Genomic DNA, 18584 nt, shown 5'->3' with positions numbered 1-18584 from the left:
GACGCATGATCCGCCGCCGTTTCCCGTGGCTGTCGTACCTGGTGGTCGTGACCGGCGCCGTGCTCACGGTGGTGCCGTTCCTCGACATGGTGATGACGTCCTTCAAGGGCCCCGGCGAGGCCGGCACGCTGCCGTACCGCTTCCTGCCCAAGGCGTTCGACCTGTCCAACTACCGGGCGGCGATCGACCAGTTGGACCTGCCGGTCCTCTTCCGCAACAGCGTCGTCGCGACCGCCGTGATCACCGGCTCGGTGCTGCTCACCTCGTCGCTCGCGGGCTACGCGCTCGCCAAACTCCGTTTCCCCGGCCGGGACTTCGTCTTCCGGCTGGTGCTGTCGACGATGATGTTCCCGCCGTTCCTGTTCTTCATCCCGCACTTCCTGATCCTGGTGCACTGGCCGCTGGCGGGCGGCAACGACCTGCTGGGGCGCGGCGGCGCGGGCCTGACCGTCAGCATCCTGGCGCTGGCCATGCCGTTCCTCGTCAACGGCTTCGGGATCTTCCTGATGCGCCAGTTCCTGGTCTCGCTGCCGGACGAGGTGCTGGAGGCCGCGCGCATCGACGGCGCCGGCGAGTTCGCCGTGTGGTGGCGGATCGTCGTCCCCCAGACCAAGCCGGTCCTGGTGACGCTCGGGCTGCTGACCTTCGTCAGTGCCTGGAACGAGTACATCTGGGCGCTGCTCGTCTCGACCGCCAACCCGGACGTCATGACGCTGCCCGTCGGCATCCAGCTGCTCCAGGACTACGTCGACCCGACCCGCACGATGCCCATCGTCATGGCCGGCCTCGTCCTGAGCGTCCTGCCGGTCCTGGTCCTCTTCCTGCTGCTGCAGAAGTACTACATCCGCGGTGTCATGCTCAGCGGCCTGAAGTAGCGGGTACGCCGTCGCCCCCGGGGAGGGTTGAACGCGGCGTTCCCTGCCTACTCGGCGGGCATGGCCCGTTCCAACGACGAGGTCGCGGCGCTGTTCCAGGAGTACGCGGACCTGATCTCGATCACCGGCGGTGACGCGTTCAAGGCGCGCGTCTACGAGAAGGCCGCCCGCGCGATCGGCGGCTACCACGCCGACGTCTCCACGCTCGACGCCAAGGGGCTGCGGGAGATCCCCGGGGTCGGCAGGTCGATCGCGGACAAGGTCACCGAGTACTTCCGCACCGGCAGCGTCTGCGCGGTCGACGAGCTGCGCGCGCGGATCCCGGCCGGTGTCCGGCGGCTCACGGCCATCCCCACGCTCGGCCCGAAGAAGGCACTGACCGTGTACGAGGAGCTCGGCATCTCCTCCGTGGACGAACTGGTCGACGCGATCCACGCCGAGAAACTGCGCGATCTGAAGGGCTTCGGGCCCAGAACCGAGGAGAACATCCTCCACGGCGTCGAACTCCTCCAGTCCTCCGGCGACCGGGTCCTGCTGGACGTGGCCACCGATGTCGCCGACGACATCGTCGCCACGCTGTCCCGCGTGCCCGGCTGTCTGCGCTGCGCCTACGCCGGATCGCTGCGCCGCGCGCGGGAGACCATCGGCGACATCGACGTCCTGGTCGCCGCCGAGGACTCGGAACCGCTGATGAAGGCCTTCACCGAGCTGCCGTACGTCAGCGAGGTCATCGCGCACGGCCCGTCGAAGACCTCGGTACGCACGGTCAAGGGGCTGTCCGTCGATCTGCGGGTCGTCCCGCCGGATTCCTGGGGCGCGGCGCTGCAGTACTTCACCGGCTCCAAGGCGCACAACATCCGCACCCGCGAGCTGGCCGTCCACCAGGGGCTGAAGCTGTCCGAGTACGGACTGTTCGACGCCGAGACCGGCGAGAAGATCGTCTCCGAGACCGAGGAGGAGGTCTACGCCCGGCTCGGGCTGCCCTGGATCCCGCCGCCGCTGCGGGAGGACCGCGGGGAGATCGAGGCCGGCCTGCGGGGCGAGCTGCCCGACCTGGTCGTGGAGTCGGACCTCCGGGGCGACCTGCACACGCACACCGACCTGACCGACGGGCTCGCGCCGCTGGAGGAGATGGCGCGGGCGGCCGCCGAGCGCGGCTACGCCTACTACGCGATCACCGATCACGGTCCGGACCTGTACATGCAGCAGATGACCGAGGACCGGATCCTGGCCCAGCGCGAGCGGATCCGCGAGCTCGACGGCACCTTCCGTACGCGCGGCAGGGGAGGCGGCCTGCGGCTGCTGCACGGCGTGGAGCTGAACATCGGCCCGGACGGCGACGTCGACTGGCCGGAGGAGTTCCTGGCCGGCTTCGACGTGTGCGTGGCCTCGGTGCACTCGCACTTCAACCAGGGCCGCGAGGCGCTGACCCGCCGGATCGTGCGCGCCTGCGAGAACCCGTACGTCAACATCATCGGCCACCCCACCACCCGCCTCCTCGGCAAGCGGCCGCCGCTCGACGCCGACCTGGACGAGATCTTCGCCGCGTGCGCGCGCACGGGCACGGCCCTGGAGATCAACGCCCACCCCGACCGGCTGGACCTGCGCGACGAGGACATCCTGCGGGCCCGGCGGCACGGCGTGAAGTTCGCCGTCGACAGCGACGCCCACGCCGTCCCCCATCTGGCCAACACGCGCTACGGCGTGGGCACGGCCCAGCGCGGCTGGCTCACCAAGGACGACGTGATCAACACCTGGCCGGAGACCCGCCTGCGGCACTTCCTGCGCAAGGGGCGGAAGGCGCACGCCTGAGACGGCTACAGGCACCGCGGGTCCCGGCGGACCTCGCGGTGCCTGTCGTACGGACCCTGCCGGCTGCCGCTCAGACGCGTTCGGCGGCGATGAGCAGGTAGTCGATGCTCTTCTCGCGGTACCCCTTGAGGAACGGCTCCTCGACGCCCGTGCGCAGCCGGGACTGGTCGCGCAGCTCCCAGTAGGGGAGGGCCTCCTCGGTGTGCCGGGTCACCCGGTACGGGACGAGGCCGTTGGCGGCCAGCGCCTCGAAGTAGGTGCTGCGCTTGTGCATCCCGCACAGGTAGTGCTCGTCGATCTCGCGCGAGGCCTCGGAGCGGTCCTCGACGGTGTCGTTGCGGCACCAGGTGATCGCCACGTAGCGGCCGCCGGGGCGGATCACGCGGGCGAACTCGCGGAAGGCGTCGTGGATGTCGACGCACATGGTGGTCTCGTTGGAGACGACGAAGTCGAACGTGCCGTCGGCGAACGGCGTCTGCACCATGTTGGCGAAGTGGAAGCCGACCTTGTCGTCCCAGCCGCGCTCCTTGGCGACCCGCTCGGCGAAGGCGATGTGGTGGCCGCAGAAGTTCACGCCGTCCATACGGTGCCCGAGCCGGTCGGCGATCATGAAGGACGTACCGCCGCGCCCCGAACCGGCGTCCATGCCCCGCGCACCGGCCGGGAGATCGCTCAACTCGTCCAGGATCAGCCCGACTTGGGCGGTCTCCATACGGTGCAGCTCCCGCAGAATGCGCTCCTCGCGCTCCTGAGGCGCGGCGGTCAGCACGGCCGGGTCGAAGTCGCCGATGCCGTAGTGGTGGTGGTAGAGCCCGTCCTCGGCCCCGAGCAGCAGATTGACCTCGTCGGCCGTCTTGGCGTCCCAGTACCCGCGCTGCTCGCCGTCGTGCCGGCCGAGCACCGCGAGGTCGTCCCGGCTGAGATCGGTTTGGGTGGTCATCCGGTTTCTCCTATGTGCGCTGTTGCCTGCTGAATGGGTCGGGGTCAGATGCGTTCGGTGGCGATGAGGAGGTAGTCGAGGCTCTTCTCGCGATACCCCTGGAGGAACGGCTCCTCGACGCCGGTCCGCAGACGCGAGTGGTTGCGCAGCTCCCAGTACGGGAGCGCTTCCTCGGTGTGCCGGGTCACCCGGTACGGGACGAGGCCGGCCGCCGCCAGCGCCTCGAAGTACGCGCTGCGCTTGTGCATCCCGCACACGTAGTGTTCGTCGATCTCCCGCGAGGCCGTCGAGCGGTCCTCGACGGTGTCGTTGCGGCACCAGGTCGTGGCGAGGTAGCGGCCCCCGGGACGCAGGACGCGGGTGATCTCGCGGAACAGCTCGGCGAGATCGACGTACATGGTGGTCTCGTTGGAGACGACGAAGTCGAACGTCCCGTCGGCGAACGGCGTCTGCACCATGTTGGCGAAGTGGAAGCCCACCTTGTCGTCCCAGCCGCGCTCCTTGGCGACCCGCTCGGCGAAGGCGATGTGGTGGCCGCAGAAGTTCACGCCGTCCATACGGTGCCCGAGCCGGTCGGCGATCATGAAGGACGTACCGCCGCGCCCCGAACCGGCGTCCATGCCCCGCGCACCGGCCGGGAGATCGCTCAACTCGTCCAGGATCAGCCCGACTTGGGCGGTCTCCATACGGTGCAGCTCCCGCAGAATGCGCTCCTCGCGCTCCTGAGGCGCGGCGGTCAGCACGGCCGGGTCGAAGTCGCCGATGCCGTAGTGGTGGTGGTAGAGCCCGTCCTCGGCCCCGAGCAGCAGATTGACCTCGTCGGCCGTCTTGGCGTCCCAGTGTTCCTTCAAGGCGCGCTCGTACTCGCTGCGTACGACCTCGTTCTCCTCGTTGACCAGGGTGGTCATGTGATGTCCTTTCACAAGGGCTGGCGGACCGGCAAAGGGGACGGGCGTGGCGGTGACGTCGGTGCCAGGGCGTGCGCGCGCTGCGCATGACGCGGGGTGTGTCGGTTTTCGTCGGCGAGCGGCGCCGTGAACGTGAATCGCGAATGGAGCGTCCGGTGCTTCGAATTCCCCGACGGCCTCAGGGAAAGACGAAAAGGCGCCGAACCGGGATCATCCTCGGCGAGGCTAACAGTCCGTGCATTTCCCATCGAACTCACGTGGATCGAACGCTCGAAATTCGCCCACCTGGCCGAAGGGCACGTCCGCGCTGGTCACAAGGCACGTGCATTTCAGCCTTATTGGAGGGAAACTCCTCGAACCTATCCATGGAGGTCCCGGATGGCATGTGATCTGGTCGTCGTCGGACTCGGATACGTCGGACTGCCGCTCGCGCGCCGCGCGTGCGAAGCCGGCCTGTCGACCGTCGGTTACGACATCTCCGAGCAGGTGGTGTCCCACCTGTCCGACGGGCGCTCCCACATCGACGATCTGAGCGACGCCGACATCACCGCGATGCGCGCCGCGGGGTTCCGGGCCACCACCGATCCCCGCGTCGCCGGGGGCGCGGACACGGTCGTCGTCTGCGTGCCGACCGGGCTGACGCCGGACGGCGATCCGGACCTGGCGGCGCTCCGGGCGGCGTGCCGCAGTGTCGGCGCGGGACTGCGGCCAGGGACGCTGGTGGTCGTGGAGTCCACCAGCCACCCCGGCACGACCGAGGAACTCGTACGGCCGCTGCTGGAGCGGAGCAGCGGGCTGCGCGTGGGCGACGACTTCCACCTCGCCTACTCGCCCGAACGCATCGACCCCGGAAACGCGGCGCACGGCATCCGGAACACACCGCGCGTCGTGAGCGGCTGCACTCCGCTCTGCACCAAGTACGCCGTCGCCTTCTACGGGCGCCTGGTCGACACCGTCGTGGTGGCCCGGGGGACGCGGGAGGCGGAGATGGCCAAGCTGCTGGAGAACACGTACCGGTACGTCAACATCGCGCTGGTGGACGAAGTCGCGCTGTACTGCGACAAGGTGGGGATCGACGTCTGGGACGTGCTGCGGTGCGCGGGCACCAAGCCCTTCGGGTTCAGCGCCTTCAGCCCCGGCCCGGGCATCGGGGGCCACTGCATCCCGGTCGACCCCCGCTATCTCGAGGCGAAGGCCGAGAGCGAGGGGTTCTCCTTCCGGATGCTGTCGGCCGCGCGCGGCGTGGTGGCGCAGATGCCCGCGCATGTGGTGCGGCGCGCGGCCGGTCTGCTGCGCGAGGAGGGCAGAAGCCTGAACGGCGCCCGGGTGTTGCTGCTCGGGGTGAGCTACAAGCCGGACGTCGCGGACGTGCGCGAGACGCCTGCCACGCAGGTGGCCAGGGGGCTGCGGGCGCGGGGCGCGTCCGTCTCGTACCACGATCCGTACGTGCCCCGCTTCTCCGCGGACGGCGTCCCGCTGCCGCGCGAGGAGTCGCTCGCCGAGGCTCTGGCGAGCGCCGATCTCGCCGTACTGCTCCAGGATCACGCCTGTTACGAAGCGGGGCTGCCGGCGCAGGCGCGCTGCGCTGTCCTCGACACGCGCGGGTCGACCGAGGGCGAGCGGGTCAGCCGGCTGTGACCTCCGCCGGCGTCCCCGTGGGTGCGAGGCGCCGGCTCGGCTGCGTGAAGGAGACGGGCAGCTCCGGGTGGAGCCGCAGGTCCTCGCCGGTGAGCAGCCGGTCGCAGGTGATGAGGATGTTGTAGTGGTTGGGGAAGTGGCAGGCGTCGAACCCGAGGACGGTGCCGACGAGCCGGTCGCCGATACGGACCTCGTCACCGCGGTCGAGCACGCCGCCGCACGCCAGTTCCACGAAGCCGAGGAAGCCCACCCGGTCGATGCGCGCGCCCTCGGTCGTCTCCCGGTGGTCGGTGGTGACGAGTTCGTGCACCTCGCCGCGCCGCACGCACCGGCTCGCGTGCGGCTCCAGCGCCATGCCGCGTTCCGTCCTGCGGTGCAGCAGCACCTTGACGAGATGGCCGTGGAGCTGCCGCTTCGCCCCGTTCTCCGTCGAGGCGGGGACCTCTCCCGCGATCACCCGCGTGCTCCCGTCACGGCGGCGGGGGCCTCTTCGCTGCGGTACGCCGCCGCCACCAGCTCCAGCGCCGCGAGTCCCCCGTCGGTCCACTCCCCCATGGTGACCACGCCGGCGAAGTCGTCGAGGATACCGTCGTACTCGTGCCACAGGGAGGCCTTGAACCCCGGGTGGCCGGCGAGCATGTCCGCCGTCAGCACCGAACCGTCGGTCAGGCGCACCTCGACGTCCTTCGTCTCGCCCGGGTGGCTCCAGTCCAGCTCGACGCGCGCCTCGGCGCCCCGCGGGTCGCGCAGGTCCACGACGGCCCGGCGATCGGTGCCGGCCGCGTCGCGCTCGACCGCTGCCCGCGTCACCGTGACGTCGCCGAGCAGCAGCCGCACCACGTCGAAGGCGTTCGGCCCGTTGTCGGCGACGCAACCGCCGCCGCAGCGCTCGGCGTCGAGGTACCAGGTGTCGGTGCCGATGTGCTCCTCGATGCGTTCCAGGTAGCGCACCCGTACCGACGCGATGCGGTCCCGGCCGGGCAGTCGGGCGCGCAGGCGGGTCACGGACTCGTTGTAGCGGCGGTGGAAGGCGGTGAACAGCGGGGTCGCGTGCGCGCGAGCCAGCGCGGTCAGTTCGCGCCCGTGCTCCAGCGAGACGGCCAGGGGTTTCTCGACGCACACCGGGACCCCGGCGCGCAGCGCTTCCCGGCACACCTCGGCGTGGGCGTCGTTGGGGACGGCGACGACGACGGCGTCCAGTCCGGCCTCGCGCAGCATCGTGCGAGGGTCGGTGAAGCAGGGCACGCGGTCGCGGTGGGGCCGCAGCACCGCGTCGTTCAGGTCGCAGACGGCGGCCAGTTCCCAGTGCGCGGATCGCTGGACGGCGGCGAGGTAGTACGCCGAGATGACGCCGAGCCCGGCGACGCCGATGCGGCGGGGGCTCATCGGACGTCCTCCGCCGTGGGGAGAGCCGCGGGTAGGGCCGCGGGGAGCAGGCCCAGTTCGGTGAGCTCGTCGTGGAGGTGCGCGGGAAGCGGTACGCCGTCCCGGGTGCGGGTGAGTGCGCGTTCGGCCTCCCACCAGCCGGGGTAGCGCACGGGGCCGTGGCCCTCGGTGGGCGGGCACTGGGTGAGCGTGGTGAAGAGGTCCCGCGCGTCGCCGCGGAAGTCCTCACCGGGCGGGCGCAGTGCCTCGGGGGCGATGGCGAGGACGAGGAAGCCGATGTCGTCGTCACGGCCGTGCGGACGTCCGTCGCCCTCCAAAACGTCGGCGGCGGGGCCGAGTTGGGCCCCCGGCAGCAGGGCGGCCAGAACCTCGACCGCGAGCCCGAGGCCGTACCCCTTGTACGCGCCGTTCTCGTCGGTGCCGCCCAGCCAGCGCAGATACGCCTCGCCGCGGTCGAACGCCCCGGGGTCGGTGACCGGCGCCCCCTCGGCGTCCTCCAGCCACCCGGGCGGGATGGACGACCCGCCGCGCGCGGCGGCGCGGATGCGGCCGGTGGGGACGACGGTGGTGCTCATGTCCAGGACGAACGGGTGCCCGTCGAGGGCGGGCGCGGCGACGCTGAGGGGGTTGGTGCCGAGCATGGCGAGCTGGGCGTGCGGGGGCCGGGCGATGCGCTGACCGCCGCAGTTGGACGCGAGCACACCGATCAGGCCCTGCTCCGCCGCACGCGCCGTGTGGTGCCCCGCGCACCCGAAGTGGGTCCCGTTCCGCACGGACACGAGCCCCACCCCGTGGCGGCGGGCGCGTTCCACGGCCAGGTCCATCGCCTCGGAGGCGGACCAGAGGCCGAGCGCGCGGCGGGCGTCGAGGAGGACACACGCGCCCAGGTCGGTGATGACGCGCGGCTCCGCGGTGGCGTCGGCGCGGCCGCTTCGCAGGAGCGGCAGATAGAGCCGGGACAGGTTGAACACGCCGTGCGAGCCGAAGCCGACCAGGTCGCCGTGACACAGCGCGGCCGCCGCGGCGTGCGCGCGCCGGTCCGGGAGCCCGTGCGCGGTGAACGCCGCGGTCACGGCGGCGAGCAGCTCGCCGTGGTCGACCAGCACGTCGGGGCGGCGTGCGCAGGGTGGGGCGCCGGTGGCCTGGAGCGTCATGTGGTGGTCTCCCTTTGGTCGGCGAAGGCGAGGAGCAGCCGCCGTACGGTGTCGGCGAACTCCTCCAGGTCGGCGAGGTCGACGAACTCGCCTGAGGCGTGGGCGTGGTTGGCGTCAAGGGACCCCGGGCCGAGGACGGTGGTGAAGGTGCCGGGGACGTCCTGCATCCAGATGGCGTCGCAGGTGAACGCGGGCTCGCTGTCCGGCTGCCGCGGAACGCCGCCGGCGGCAAGGAGGTCTTCGCCCCATGGGTCCTCCGTACGAGCGAGGCAGGGCAGGCCCCGCTTGTCCCAGCGCAGCCGCGTGACGGCGACGGCGTCCGCGGCGGTACGGGCGAAGCCGGGGACTTTGTCGAAGCGGTCGGTGAAGTCCTTGAGGCCGGCAGTGAAGGCGTCCTCCACCAGCCGTTCGGCCGCCGCGCCCTTCGCCGGTGTCGCGTAGGGGATGTTGACCAGTAACTGTCCTGTTCCGTACACGCGGTTGTGGGCGTGGCCGGTGTGCAGCCCGGCGATGCACAGGGAGCCTCCGGCGGCGGCGAGGTGCTGGGCGAGGAAGCCGAGCAGGACGGTGGCGTTGTGGCCGGCACCGGGGCGGTCGTCGATCGCGTCCTCGCCCTCTACCGTGATGCGGGCCGTCATGGACGCGGTGGCACGGGGCATGTGGCGCAGCCCGGTCGGCTCGCAGAAGACGTTCAGCCGTCCGACGTGTCCCGCCTCGATCAGCGGGCGGGTTCCGAACGTGCCCATGGCGCCGCCCTCTTCGCCGGAGACAGCCTGGATCACGACGGCCGTGTCGCGTCCGATGCCCGGGTGCGCGGCGGCCGCGGCGCGCACCCCGGCCAGCAGGGCGACGGCCGGCCCCTTCGCGTCGACGGCTCCCCGCCCGGTGAACCGCTCCCCGTCGAAGCCCACGGGTTCGGTTCCGGAGACTGTGTCGAGGTGGACGTTGAACATGACGGTGTCCCGGACGGGAAGCGCAGGCGCCCCCAACCGCAGTACCAGGCTGGGCTGTTGGGCGAGAAAGACGGGACCGGCCGCCGCGCGCACGATGGCCGGCACATCCGGTCGCAGCAGCACCGCGGGATCGGGCGCAGCGTGATGGACGACCCGCATGCCGACTTCGCGCGCCGCCTCGGCGTAGGCGTGCTGGGCCTGCCACAGCTGGAGCGGGGCGTCACCGTCACCGGTCTCCAGCGGCCCCGCGGTGGGCATCCGCAGCAGCCGCAGCAACAGGGCGTGGTCGTCCTCGCCCAGCAGCCGGCCCGCGCCGCCCGCGGTCACCGGAGGGCGCCGTGCGGCTGCGGCTGCGGCTGCGGCTGCGGCTGCGGGTGGGCGACGGTCTCCGCCCCGCATTCCGCCACCAGTTCATGCAACCGGCGCCCGGCGCTGACGAAGCGGTCCGCCGCGTCCTCGTACGCGTACAGCCCGGTGTGCGGCCGAACGGCCAGGTGGGGTTCGAGGGAGAAGGTGCCGGGGTAGCCGGAGCGCACCAGCAGTTCCAGGCAGTCGGTCACCCGCGCCTCGCCCTCCCCCGGCAGGACGTACCGGACCCCGTCGGGCGTCCTGCGGGCGTCCTTGACGTGGACGTGTTCCACGTGGGGCAGGATCCGCTCCAGCACGGCGTAGGCGTCGTAGCCGTACGGCACTCCGTTGCCCATGTCGAAGAGCAACCGCAGGGCGGGACTGGCGACTTGCTCGACCAGGCGCAGCATCCGGGCCGGGTCCTCGCCCGCCCAGCCCGCGCAGTTCTCGTGCACGAGGATGACTCCGGCCCGCTCGGCGCGGCGGGCGAGACGGGTGAGCCGGTCGAGGACGCGCGCGGCCCACTCGTCGGGCGGGAGACCGTCGTTGGGGTACGACATCACGCGCACGCGGCGGCAGTTCAGCACCGCGCACCGGTCGAGGAGCGTCTCCAGCTCGGCGAGGTCGTGCTCGAAGGGGGCGGTGACGGGGCGGCCCCAGTTCCCGATCCGGGAGGCGAGGCACACCACGCTCAGCCCGGTGTCCCGGAGTTCGTCGGCGACGTCCGTCACCTGGGCGTCACCGAGGTCGGCCAGCGCCTTCCCGCCGATGTCGCGCAACTCGATCCGCTGCCAGCCGAGGGCGCGGATCGCCGCGATCTGGTCGGTGATGCTCTCGGCGGCCTCGTCGCCGATGCCGGCGCACCTGTCCTCGGGCCGGCTTCCCTCACACCGCATGGACCTGGGCTCCCCTCTCGGTGCCGGCCGTGCCCTCCACCGCTGCGGCGGCCATGTCGTCGGCCCCGCACACTCTCTTGGCGTCGCACAGCAGCCGGGCGGCCGCGAGATGCAGCGCGAAGTCGGCCGTCCGCCCCTCGGCGAACCGCCGGTAGGTGCGGCACATGAAGGCGGTCAGGGCGTCGTCGCGGAACACGCGACGGCCGCGCAGGGCCCCCGTGAGGACGAGCTGTGCGTGGTCGTCACTCTCGCTGATGGGGTAGTGCGCGATGGCGGTGCCGTGGGTGAAGCGGAGGGTGATGCTGCGCCTGCGCATCGGCGAGGTCAGGTCGGAGACCAGGCGGGTGCGTACGCCGGACCGGTGCCGGAGCCGTACGACCGCCTGTCCCATGCGGGGCAGGACGGTGTCCTCGCAGACCATGTCGCCGCACCGGGCGTCCAGGACGTACGCGGGACCGGCGAGGTCGAGCACCACGCCCAGCGCGTGCGGCAGTTCGACGTCGAGGGCCGTGGCGTGGTCGCGGTTGGTGAGCGAGCGGTGGAAGCGGGGCTTGTGCTGGGCGACGTCGATGGCGCGAAGGGAGCCGAGGCGGCGGCCGGCGAGCAGCAGGCGCAGCTCCTCGGTGAGCCGTGCGGACAGCCAGTGGGAGACGACCGTGAGGTCGAGCGCGTGACGGCGGCGCAGCGCGTCGAGTCGGTCGAGCTGGTCGAGCCCGGAGGCGAGCGGCTTCTCGACGATCATCCGGGTGTAGCCGAGTCCGGCGAGTTCGGTGAGCACCATGACGCGGTCGGCCGGTGGGGTGCAGACGTGGACCACCGTGGTCTCGGGCGGGGTGAGCCGGGCGGCTTCGGAGAGGGCCCTGGTGACGGTCACGCCCGTCAGGCCGGCCCCCGCCTCGGGGCGTGGGTCGCAGGCGACGGGTGGCCGGATGGTCAGGGGGTGCTCGGCCTGAGCGGTGGCCCGGGCCAGCGCCGTCAGATGGAGACCGGCGCCGGAACGTCCCAGTCCCACGACAAGGGGTTGCAGCATTCTCCTCCGCCCGAGCATGCACGAGGACGGCCGGGTCCGACGCCGTCGCGGACCTTGAGCAGGCCCTGTGGTGTACCGGGACAGGACTTTTACCGCCGTACACAGAGCGGTCAATGACCGCCTCGCCCTACCCACCGCAAAGGGTGAATTGACGCGTCGACCTGATTGGCCGTCAGAACGCGGAGGTATTCCTGGCGGGCCAGGGCGGCACATCGCCGCCTCTTTCGCATGCATGGAGTTGTGGTGTCTTTGTGCGGGGGTTCCCCAGTGGCCACGCAGATTTCCGATACGCCCGTTTCCGAAGCGGTTCCGTTCTTCTCCCAGGCGGAATCCTTCGACGCGCTGTGGCCGCTGATCGAGGAGCGCGTGAACGAGGTTTTCGAGGGCGGCAAGTTCTCCCACGGGCCTCAAGTGGCCCGCTGGGAAAAGGAACTGGTCGCCTACACGGGGGCCCGTTTCGCGATCGGGGTGAACAGCGGGACGGACGCGCTCGTGCTGCTCCTGCGCGCCTGCGGGCTGCGGCGCGACGAGGGGGTGCTGGTGCCCGTGTACTCCTTCGTGGCCACGGCCTCCTCGGTGGTGCTGGCCGGTGGGCGCCCGCAGTTCGTCGACATCGACCCGACGACGTACGCGATGGACGCGGCGGCGCTGGAGTCGGCGGTGACGCCGGAGAGCCGGTTGGTGATGCCGGCGCACCTGTTCCACCAGATGGCGGACATGCGGGCGCTGGCCGCTGTGGCGGCGGGGCGTGGGCTGACGCTGGTGGAGGACAGCGCCGAGGCGATCGGGATGCGGCAGGACGGGCGGCACGCCGGGCTGTTCGGCCGGGGCGGAGTTCTCTCGTTCTTCCCGAGCAAGACCCTCGGGGCGCTCGGCGACGCGGGCGCGGTCATCACCGACGACGAGCAGGTCGCACAGACGGTGTGCGCGCTGCGCCATCACGGCCGTTTCGGGGCGACGCTGGCGGATTTCCCGACCATCTCCACGGAGACCGGTGTCGCCGGATACAACAGCAAGATGGACGACATCCAGGCGGCCGTCCTTTCCGCGAAGCTGACCCGCCTGGAGCAGGACATCGTGCGGCGCGCGGAACTGGCCGCGGATTACGACCGCGCTCTCCGGGACGTTCCGGGAATCGTCCGGCTTCCGAGAACGGTCGAGCGTCCCGGTGACGCGCGGGGCGTGTTCTACGTCTATCTGATCGAGGTCGAGGACCGCGACCGGCTCGTGGAACACCTGGAGCGACGCGGCGTCGGAACCGAGGTCTACTATCCGACGCCTCTCCATCTCCAGCCCTGTTTCGCCTCCTTGGGGCATTCCCGGGGCGATTTCCCGCACGCCGAGGCGGCGAGCGAGCGCGCCGTCGCCCTGCCGCTGTACCCGGACCTGAAACCCGACCACATGGAACGGGTCTGCGCCGCCGTCCGCGAGTTCTACACCGGGAGGCCGGAATGACCAGCCAGGCGACCGGAACGACGACCGCCGAAAGGCGCATCACCTTCTTCCAGCCGGACGTCTTCGACGGCGACCGCGCCACCCTGCTCGACATCATCCGCGAGGTCGGCGGCAGCGCCGGCCAGCGGTTCATCCTCGGGGACCGCACCGGGGAGTTCGAGCGGACCCTGCGGCGCTCGCTCGGCGCCGAGGACGTGGTCGCGTGCGGCAGCGGCACCTCGGCGCTGGTGCTGACGCTGACCGCCATGGGTGTCGGTGCCGGGGACGAGGTGGTGGCGCCCGCGTTCGGCTGCGCCCCGCTCGCCGCCTCGGTGGTCCACCTGGGCGCGACGCCGGTCTTCGCCGACATCGACCCGTGGACGATGGTCGCCGACCCGGCCGAGGCCGAGCGGCACATCACCGCCCGCACTCGGGTGCTCATGCCCGCCCACATGTTCTCCGTGATGGCCGACATGCCGGCCTTCGTCGCCCTGGCCGAGCGGCACGGCCTGCGCCTGCTGGAGGACTCGGCGGTCGCGCAGGGCGCCGTACTCAAGGGCATTCCGGCCGGGCTGTGGGGCGAGGCGGGCATCTACTCCTTCGTCCAGGTCAAGTCGTTCGGCATGCCCGGCGAGGGCGGCGTGGTGGTGACGCGCGACGCGGAGATCGGCCGGCGCGTGCGCATGCTGCGCAACCACGGTCAGGACGGGCGGCGCCGCTTCCTCCACCATGTGATCGGCCACAACAGCCGGTTCGACGAGATCCAGGCCGCCTTCCAGCTCCACCGGCTGCCGGGTCTGGCCGGACGGCTCGAACGGCGGGCCGCCATCGCCGACTACTACACCGAGCGCTTCGAGCCGCTCGCGGACGCCGGGGTGGTGCCGCCGCCGCGCGGCCGCGAAGGGCGCTGCTACTACGTCTACTCGCTGCTCGCCACCGAGCGCGACGCCCTCCGCGAGCACCTGGCGGCGCACGGCGTGGACACTCACGTCTACTACCCCCGGCCCCTGCCCCGGCAGCCCGCCTTCGCGCCCTACGTACGGCCTGGCGACAGGTGGCCGCACGCTGAGGAGGCGAGCCGCCGGATCCTGGCCCTTCCCGTCTACGCCCATCTCACCGACGCGCAGGTCGAGCACATCGCCGACACGGTGTGCGACTTCGTACGCCGGCGCCGGCCCGTCGGCCGCGCGGCACACCCGGCGCCCGCCCGAGGAGTGAGCCCATGACCAGCGAGGTGCGGCTCGGACGCCGGGTCATCCAGGGCGCCCGTCCGGAGAGCAAGCTGCGCAGCTACGCCCGCCTGGGCAAGCTCGACGTGTACGACTACTACCCGAGCATCCTCGTCGCGGCCGCCCCCTTCGCCCTCCCCCTCTCGGGGCTGGGCGGGGCGACGGGCGGGGCGCTGGCGCTGTTCCTCGTCGGCGAGTTCTTCGTGCTCATGGCCATGTGCGCGCTCGACGACATCGGCGGTTTCCGCGACGGCAGCGACGTGGCGAACTACGGGCCGAACGACCCCCTGCGCCGCCGGCTGCGCAAGCCGCTGGTCGCCGGGACCCTGACGGTCCCCGAGGCGCTCGGCTTCGCGGCGGTGACCGCCACCGTGGGCGCCGCGCTGTGGACGGCGGCGGTGGCGCTCGCTCCGCACCGGCCGCTGTGGACGGTGCTGCTGGTCGCGGTGCTGTTCGTGGTCGCGCTCCAGTACTCGACCGGCCTGCGGATCAGCTACCACGGCTTCCAGGAGGCGTTCATCGCGGGACTCGGCGTGGCCCTGGTCCTGGCGCCGTACGGGCTCGCCACGGGGCGCTTCTCGGCGTACCTGCTCGTCCTCGCCGTGCTGTTCGGCATGGGTCCGCTGCTGTTCGGGGTCTACTCCAACACCAACGACATCCCGGGCGACAAGGCGGTGGGGCGGCCGACCGTGGCCTGTCTGGTGGGTCCGAAGGGCAACGCGGTCTTCATCGGCCTGCTCTCCCTGTCGGAGTTCCTCATCGGTGCGGTCGCCGCCGCGGCCGGCGTGGCTCCGTGGTGGTTCGTGCCGCTGATGCTGCCGGTCACCGTGCTGCGCGCCCGGCAGTTCCTGCTCGGCTTCCGGCAGCACGACGTCATGCGGGCCCGCAAGCTGGGCTTCGCCGTGCACCGTCTGAGCACGGTGCTGCTGATCGCGGCGGGCCTGCTCGCGGGAACGGCGTCCGCATGAGCACGGATCGCGATCTCGACGTGGCGGTGGTCGGCGCGGGCGTGGCCGGGCTGACGGCGGCTCATGAGCTGCGGCGCGCTGGACTCCAGGTGCGCGTGTTCGAGGCACAGGACCATGTCGGCGGGCGTATGAGCAGCTTCCGTCACGGCGGCTTCACGGTGGACAGAGGCGCCGAACAGCTCCCGGAGCAGGGGTACCGCGCGACATGGCAGCTACTGGATCGGCTCGGGGTGACGCCCGAGGAGGTGCCGCGTATCGGCAAGGCGCTGGCCGTCTGGCGGGACGGCCGGGCCCATCCCGGCCTGGCGGGCCGTTTCGCCCCCCTGACCGGCCCGGGGCTGTCGCCGCGCGCCCTGCCGAGCATGGCCCGGATGACGGCGTGGACGGCCTGGCACCGCCGCTCGTTCGACGGCGACCACCCGGAGCGCACCGCCGCGAAGGCGGCGACGGTACGGGACTTCGCCCGGCGCTACCACCCGGACCTGCACGACTATCTGCTGCAACCGGTGGCCGGCAGCTTCTTCGGCTGGGACACCGCGCGCTCCACCGTCGCCCCGCTGCTCAGCCTGCTGCTGTCGGTCGGCCCGGTGTCCGGCTGGCGCACGTACCACGACGGCATGGACCTGCTCGCCCGCCGGCTGGCCGCCGGGGTCGACGTGGACCTGTGCAGTGAGGTGCGGGAGGTCGTCGCCGACAGCGGTGGCGGCGTACGGGTGCGGCTCGCCGGCCGCGAGGTCACCGCCCGGTCGGCGGTCCTGTGCGCGCCCGCTCCCGTGGCGGCACGCCTCCACCCGGGCGCTCCGGCCGACGAGTCGCCGTTCCTGTCGGCCTGCACCTTCACCCCCGTCCTGAAGGTCAGCTGCCTGCTGGACCGCCCGCTGGCGCCCCCGTCGGCGAAGCCGCTGTACGTCCTGCTGACGCCCCGTACCGAGGACGACACCCTCTCCGCGATCATCGTCGACCACGCCAAGCATCCCGGCCGGGCGCCCGTCGGCAAGGGCCTGCTGACCCTGGTGGCGTCCCCCGAGCGCATCGGCGCGTTCCTCCAGGCACCGGACGGCGAGGTCCGTGACCGCCTCGTCGCCGCCGCGTCCCGGTACGTCCCGGGTCTGCGGCAGGCCTGCACGGCGGCCTTCGTGCACTCCTTCACCCACGGCCTTCCCGAGGCCACCCCTCAAGCCCTGCTGCACCGGCGGCAGTTCATGGACCGACCGCTGCGGCCGGTGGAGTACGCCGGGGACTGGCTCACCCTCAGGCCCGCGAGCGAGGCCGCCGTCCGCGCGGGCGCGCTCGCGGCCTCCCGCGTACTGGCCCGGCTGCGTCCCCGTCCCCTGCCGCGCGCGCCGCTGTCCGGACGCGGCGCCCCGGCACGGCAGGACATGGCCACGACCCCGCACAGAGCAGTGGAGGCGCGATGAAGCCGTACGACATGGGAGTGCTCTTCGACGAATGCGCCGCGCACGGCATCGGCACCCGCGTGCATGTCGACCGGCCCCTGGACATCGACCCCGCCCGCACCACCCCTTACGGCGTACCGGAGTTGGCGGAACTGGTGCGGCAGGCCGCGGCCTGGTTCGCGGCGGTGGGCGCCGGGCCGGGCGAGCGGATCGCCCTCGTCAAGGACAACCACTGGGACTACGACCTGCTCGCCTGCGCGGCCGTACGGATCGGTGCGGTCCCGGCGAAGCTGTCCGGCGGCCTGCCGCCGGACGTGCTCCGGATCCTGCTGGACCGGCTCTCCCCGGCCCTGCTGGTCACCACCTCGGCGACATGGAAAGGCCTGGCGGAGACGGGCAGTTCGGGCGGCGGCGCGCGCAGGACGCTGCTCCTGGACGGGTCCGCCCCCGGCGCGCTGAGCATGGACGACGTACGGAACGCGCCGGTGCCCGCCCCCTGGCGGCGGCACGACACCGAACCGCTGGTCATCACGCACACCTCCGGGACCACGGGAGTGCCGAAGCTGGTGGCCCACTCCACCCGCTCGATCATCGGCAAGCTGGCCCGGTTCGAGTCCGTCCGCGTGCCGCGCATCGGGCTGCGCCGGGACGACTCGCTGGTCAACATGAGCGCGTACGCGCACGGCCGGACGTTCTGCTGGACGGCGAGCACCCTGTGCCTGGGTCCCGCCGAGGTCACGTTCGTCACCGCCGAGGACGCGGCGCTCGCGGACCCCTTCCTCCGGGCCCACCCGCCGACCGTCATGGAGGCGACCCCCGCCTCGTACGTACGGCTCCTGCCGCTGACCGGCCGCCTGGACCATCCCTTCCACCGCGTGCGGACGTACGTCAGCACCTACGACGCCATGCACCCGCCGACCATCCGCGCCTACCTCACGGCGAGCGGGCACCGCAGCCCGCTGTGGCTCCAGGGCTGGGGGCAGACCGAGACGGGGCCGCTCACCTTCCGCGTCCACACCCGCGCCTCGGCCGGCCCCGGCCGGTCCGGCAGCCGGAACGTCGGACGGCCGGTTCCCTTCAGGACACGGCTGCGCGTCGTCGATCCGCGCACGCGCCGGGCGGTGCCGCGCGGGCGGGCGGGAGTCATCCTCGCCAGGACCGAGGCCCTCGCCCTGGACTACGTCGGCGAATCGGACCGGTGGGCCGCGCAGACCAGTGCCGACGGCTGGTGGGACACCGGTGACGTCGGCGTGCGCCGCCCGGACGGAAGCGTCGACCTGCTCGACCGGGCGGTCGACCTGGTGCCGCGGATGAGCTGCCTGCGGACCGAGGACCTGCTGGAGGAGCGGCTGCCGCAGGTCGTCGAGTGCGTCGTCCTCGCCGCCCCGGACGGCCCCCAGCCGGTGATCGTCCTCGCGGGGAAGGCCCCACTGGACGACGGTGACTGGCAGATGGCGGTGCGCGGCCTGCCCCCGCTGAACCCGCCGATCATCCTCACCTGGGACGAGGTGCCCCGCACCGCCACCGGCAAGGTGCGCCGCCGGGAGCTGCTCCGGCGGCTGGCCGCCTCGCCCCGCCCCGCCGATCCCGCCCCGCACGACTGACAAGGGAGTGAC

Annotated in this window: 16 protein-coding genes; 8 read left to right on the top strand and 8 right to left on the bottom strand. The window is 72.1% G+C overall.

The features are described 5' to 3' along the window. Positions 1 to 5: 5 nt before the first annotated feature. The gene (locus QFZ74_RS28265; RefSeq protein ID WP_307623671.1) at positions 6 to 875 is read left to right on the top strand and encodes a carbohydrate ABC transporter permease; all 870 of its coding nucleotides are present in this window, start codon (positions 6 to 8) and stop codon (positions 873 to 875) included. Between the two features lie 60 nt (positions 876 to 935). Next, entirely contained in the window at positions 936 to 2687 is a 1752-nt protein-coding gene (gene polX / locus QFZ74_RS28260) for a DNA polymerase/3'-5' exonuclease PolX (RefSeq protein ID WP_307623670.1), read from the top strand. A gap of 70 nt (positions 2688 to 2757) precedes the next feature. On the opposite strand, the gene QFZ74_RS28255 is transcribed toward polX, so the two are convergent. Both QFZ74_RS28255 and QFZ74_RS28250 read right to left on the bottom strand, forming a co-directional pair. Continuing rightward, a complete protein-coding gene (locus QFZ74_RS28255; RefSeq protein WP_307623669.1) occupies positions 2758 to 3627 on the bottom strand; it encodes a cyclopropane-fatty-acyl-phospholipid synthase family protein in 870 nt (289 codons plus the stop codon). Between the two features lie 44 nt (positions 3628 to 3671). Further along, a complete protein-coding gene (locus tag QFZ74_RS28250) occupies positions 3672 to 4535 on the bottom strand; it encodes a cyclopropane-fatty-acyl-phospholipid synthase family protein (RefSeq protein ID WP_307623668.1) in 864 nt (287 codons plus the stop codon). 378 nt (positions 4536 to 4913) lie between these two features. Here QFZ74_RS28250 and QFZ74_RS28245 point away from each other — a divergent pair, with 378 nt between their 5' ends. After that, positions 4914 to 6173, top strand: coding sequence for a nucleotide sugar dehydrogenase (locus QFZ74_RS28245; RefSeq protein WP_307623667.1), 1260 nt, complete (start codon positions 4914 to 4916; stop codon positions 6171 to 6173). Here the strand turns inward: QFZ74_RS28245 and QFZ74_RS28240 are convergent. From QFZ74_RS28240 to QFZ74_RS28215, 6 genes are read right to left on the bottom strand one after another with little or no spacing between them, the layout of a single operon-like run. Then, positions 6160 to 6630, bottom strand: a complete 471-nt coding sequence (locus tag QFZ74_RS28240; protein WP_307623666.1) for a hypothetical protein — start codon at positions 6628 to 6630, stop codon at positions 6160 to 6162. The genes QFZ74_RS28245 and QFZ74_RS28240 overlap by 14 nt on opposite strands. Then, complete coding sequence (locus tag QFZ74_RS28235; protein WP_307623664.1) at positions 6627 to 7559, bottom strand: Gfo/Idh/MocA family protein; 933 nt, start codon at positions 7557 to 7559, stop codon at positions 6627 to 6629. Before QFZ74_RS28235 ends, QFZ74_RS28240 begins: the two co-directional genes overlap by 4 nt. Then, on the bottom strand, positions 7556 to 8713 hold the full coding sequence (locus QFZ74_RS28230; protein WP_307623663.1) for an Ldh family oxidoreductase: 1158 nt from the start codon (positions 8711 to 8713) through the stop codon (positions 7556 to 7558). The genes QFZ74_RS28235 and QFZ74_RS28230 overlap by 4 nt, the downstream gene beginning before the upstream one ends. Beyond that, positions 8710 to 9993, bottom strand: a complete 1284-nt coding sequence (locus QFZ74_RS28225; protein WP_307623662.1) for a M20/M25/M40 family metallo-hydrolase — start codon at positions 9991 to 9993, stop codon at positions 8710 to 8712. Before QFZ74_RS28225 ends, QFZ74_RS28230 begins: the two co-directional genes overlap by 4 nt. Continuing rightward, a complete protein-coding gene (locus tag QFZ74_RS28220; protein ID WP_307623661.1) occupies positions 9990 to 10910 on the bottom strand; it encodes a sugar phosphate isomerase/epimerase in 921 nt (306 codons plus the stop codon). The genes QFZ74_RS28225 and QFZ74_RS28220 overlap by 4 nt, the downstream gene beginning before the upstream one ends. After that, the gene (locus tag QFZ74_RS28215) at positions 10900 to 11940 is read right to left on the bottom strand and encodes a hypothetical protein (RefSeq protein WP_307623660.1); all 1041 of its coding nucleotides are present in this window, start codon (positions 11938 to 11940) and stop codon (positions 10900 to 10902) included. The genes QFZ74_RS28220 and QFZ74_RS28215 overlap by 11 nt, the downstream gene beginning before the upstream one ends. Positions 11941 to 12207: 267 nt before the next feature. Here QFZ74_RS28215 and QFZ74_RS28210 point away from each other — a divergent pair, with 267 nt between their 5' ends. The 5 genes from QFZ74_RS28210 to QFZ74_RS28190 are packed head-to-tail and all read left to right on the top strand — an operon-like array spanning position 12208 to position 18572. Further along, a complete protein-coding gene (locus QFZ74_RS28210; protein ID WP_307623659.1) occupies positions 12208 to 13395 on the top strand; it encodes a DegT/DnrJ/EryC1/StrS aminotransferase family protein in 1188 nt (395 codons plus the stop codon). Further along, positions 13392 to 14600 carry a DegT/DnrJ/EryC1/StrS aminotransferase family protein gene (locus QFZ74_RS28205; protein WP_307623658.1) on the top strand — a complete coding sequence of 403 codons (1209 nt, stop codon included), beginning with the start codon at positions 13392 to 13394 and terminating at the stop codon, positions 14598 to 14600. Before QFZ74_RS28210 ends, QFZ74_RS28205 begins: the two co-directional genes overlap by 4 nt. Then, a complete protein-coding gene (locus tag QFZ74_RS28200; protein WP_307623657.1) occupies positions 14597 to 15571 on the top strand; it encodes a UbiA family prenyltransferase in 975 nt (324 codons plus the stop codon). The genes QFZ74_RS28205 and QFZ74_RS28200 overlap by 4 nt, the downstream gene beginning before the upstream one ends. Beyond that, positions 15568 to 16989: an NAD(P)/FAD-dependent oxidoreductase gene (locus QFZ74_RS28195; protein WP_307623655.1), complete on the top strand. Its 1422-nt coding sequence runs from the start codon at positions 15568 to 15570 to the stop codon at positions 16987 to 16989. The genes QFZ74_RS28200 and QFZ74_RS28195 overlap by 4 nt, the downstream gene beginning before the upstream one ends. Further along, positions 16986 to 18572: a class I adenylate-forming enzyme family protein gene (locus QFZ74_RS28190; protein WP_307623654.1), complete on the top strand. Its 1587-nt coding sequence runs from the start codon at positions 16986 to 16988 to the stop codon at positions 18570 to 18572. The genes QFZ74_RS28195 and QFZ74_RS28190 overlap by 4 nt, the downstream gene beginning before the upstream one ends. The last annotated feature ends 12 nt before the right edge of the window (positions 18573 to 18584 follow it).

The organism is Streptomyces sp. V3I7 (assembly GCF_030817495.1).
In the GTDB taxonomy this organism is placed as follows: Bacteria; Actinomycetota; Actinomycetes; order Streptomycetales; family Streptomycetaceae; genus Streptomyces.
Note: the sequence above shows the minus strand (reverse complement) of the source record. Positions and strands in the feature narration are given on the sequence as shown.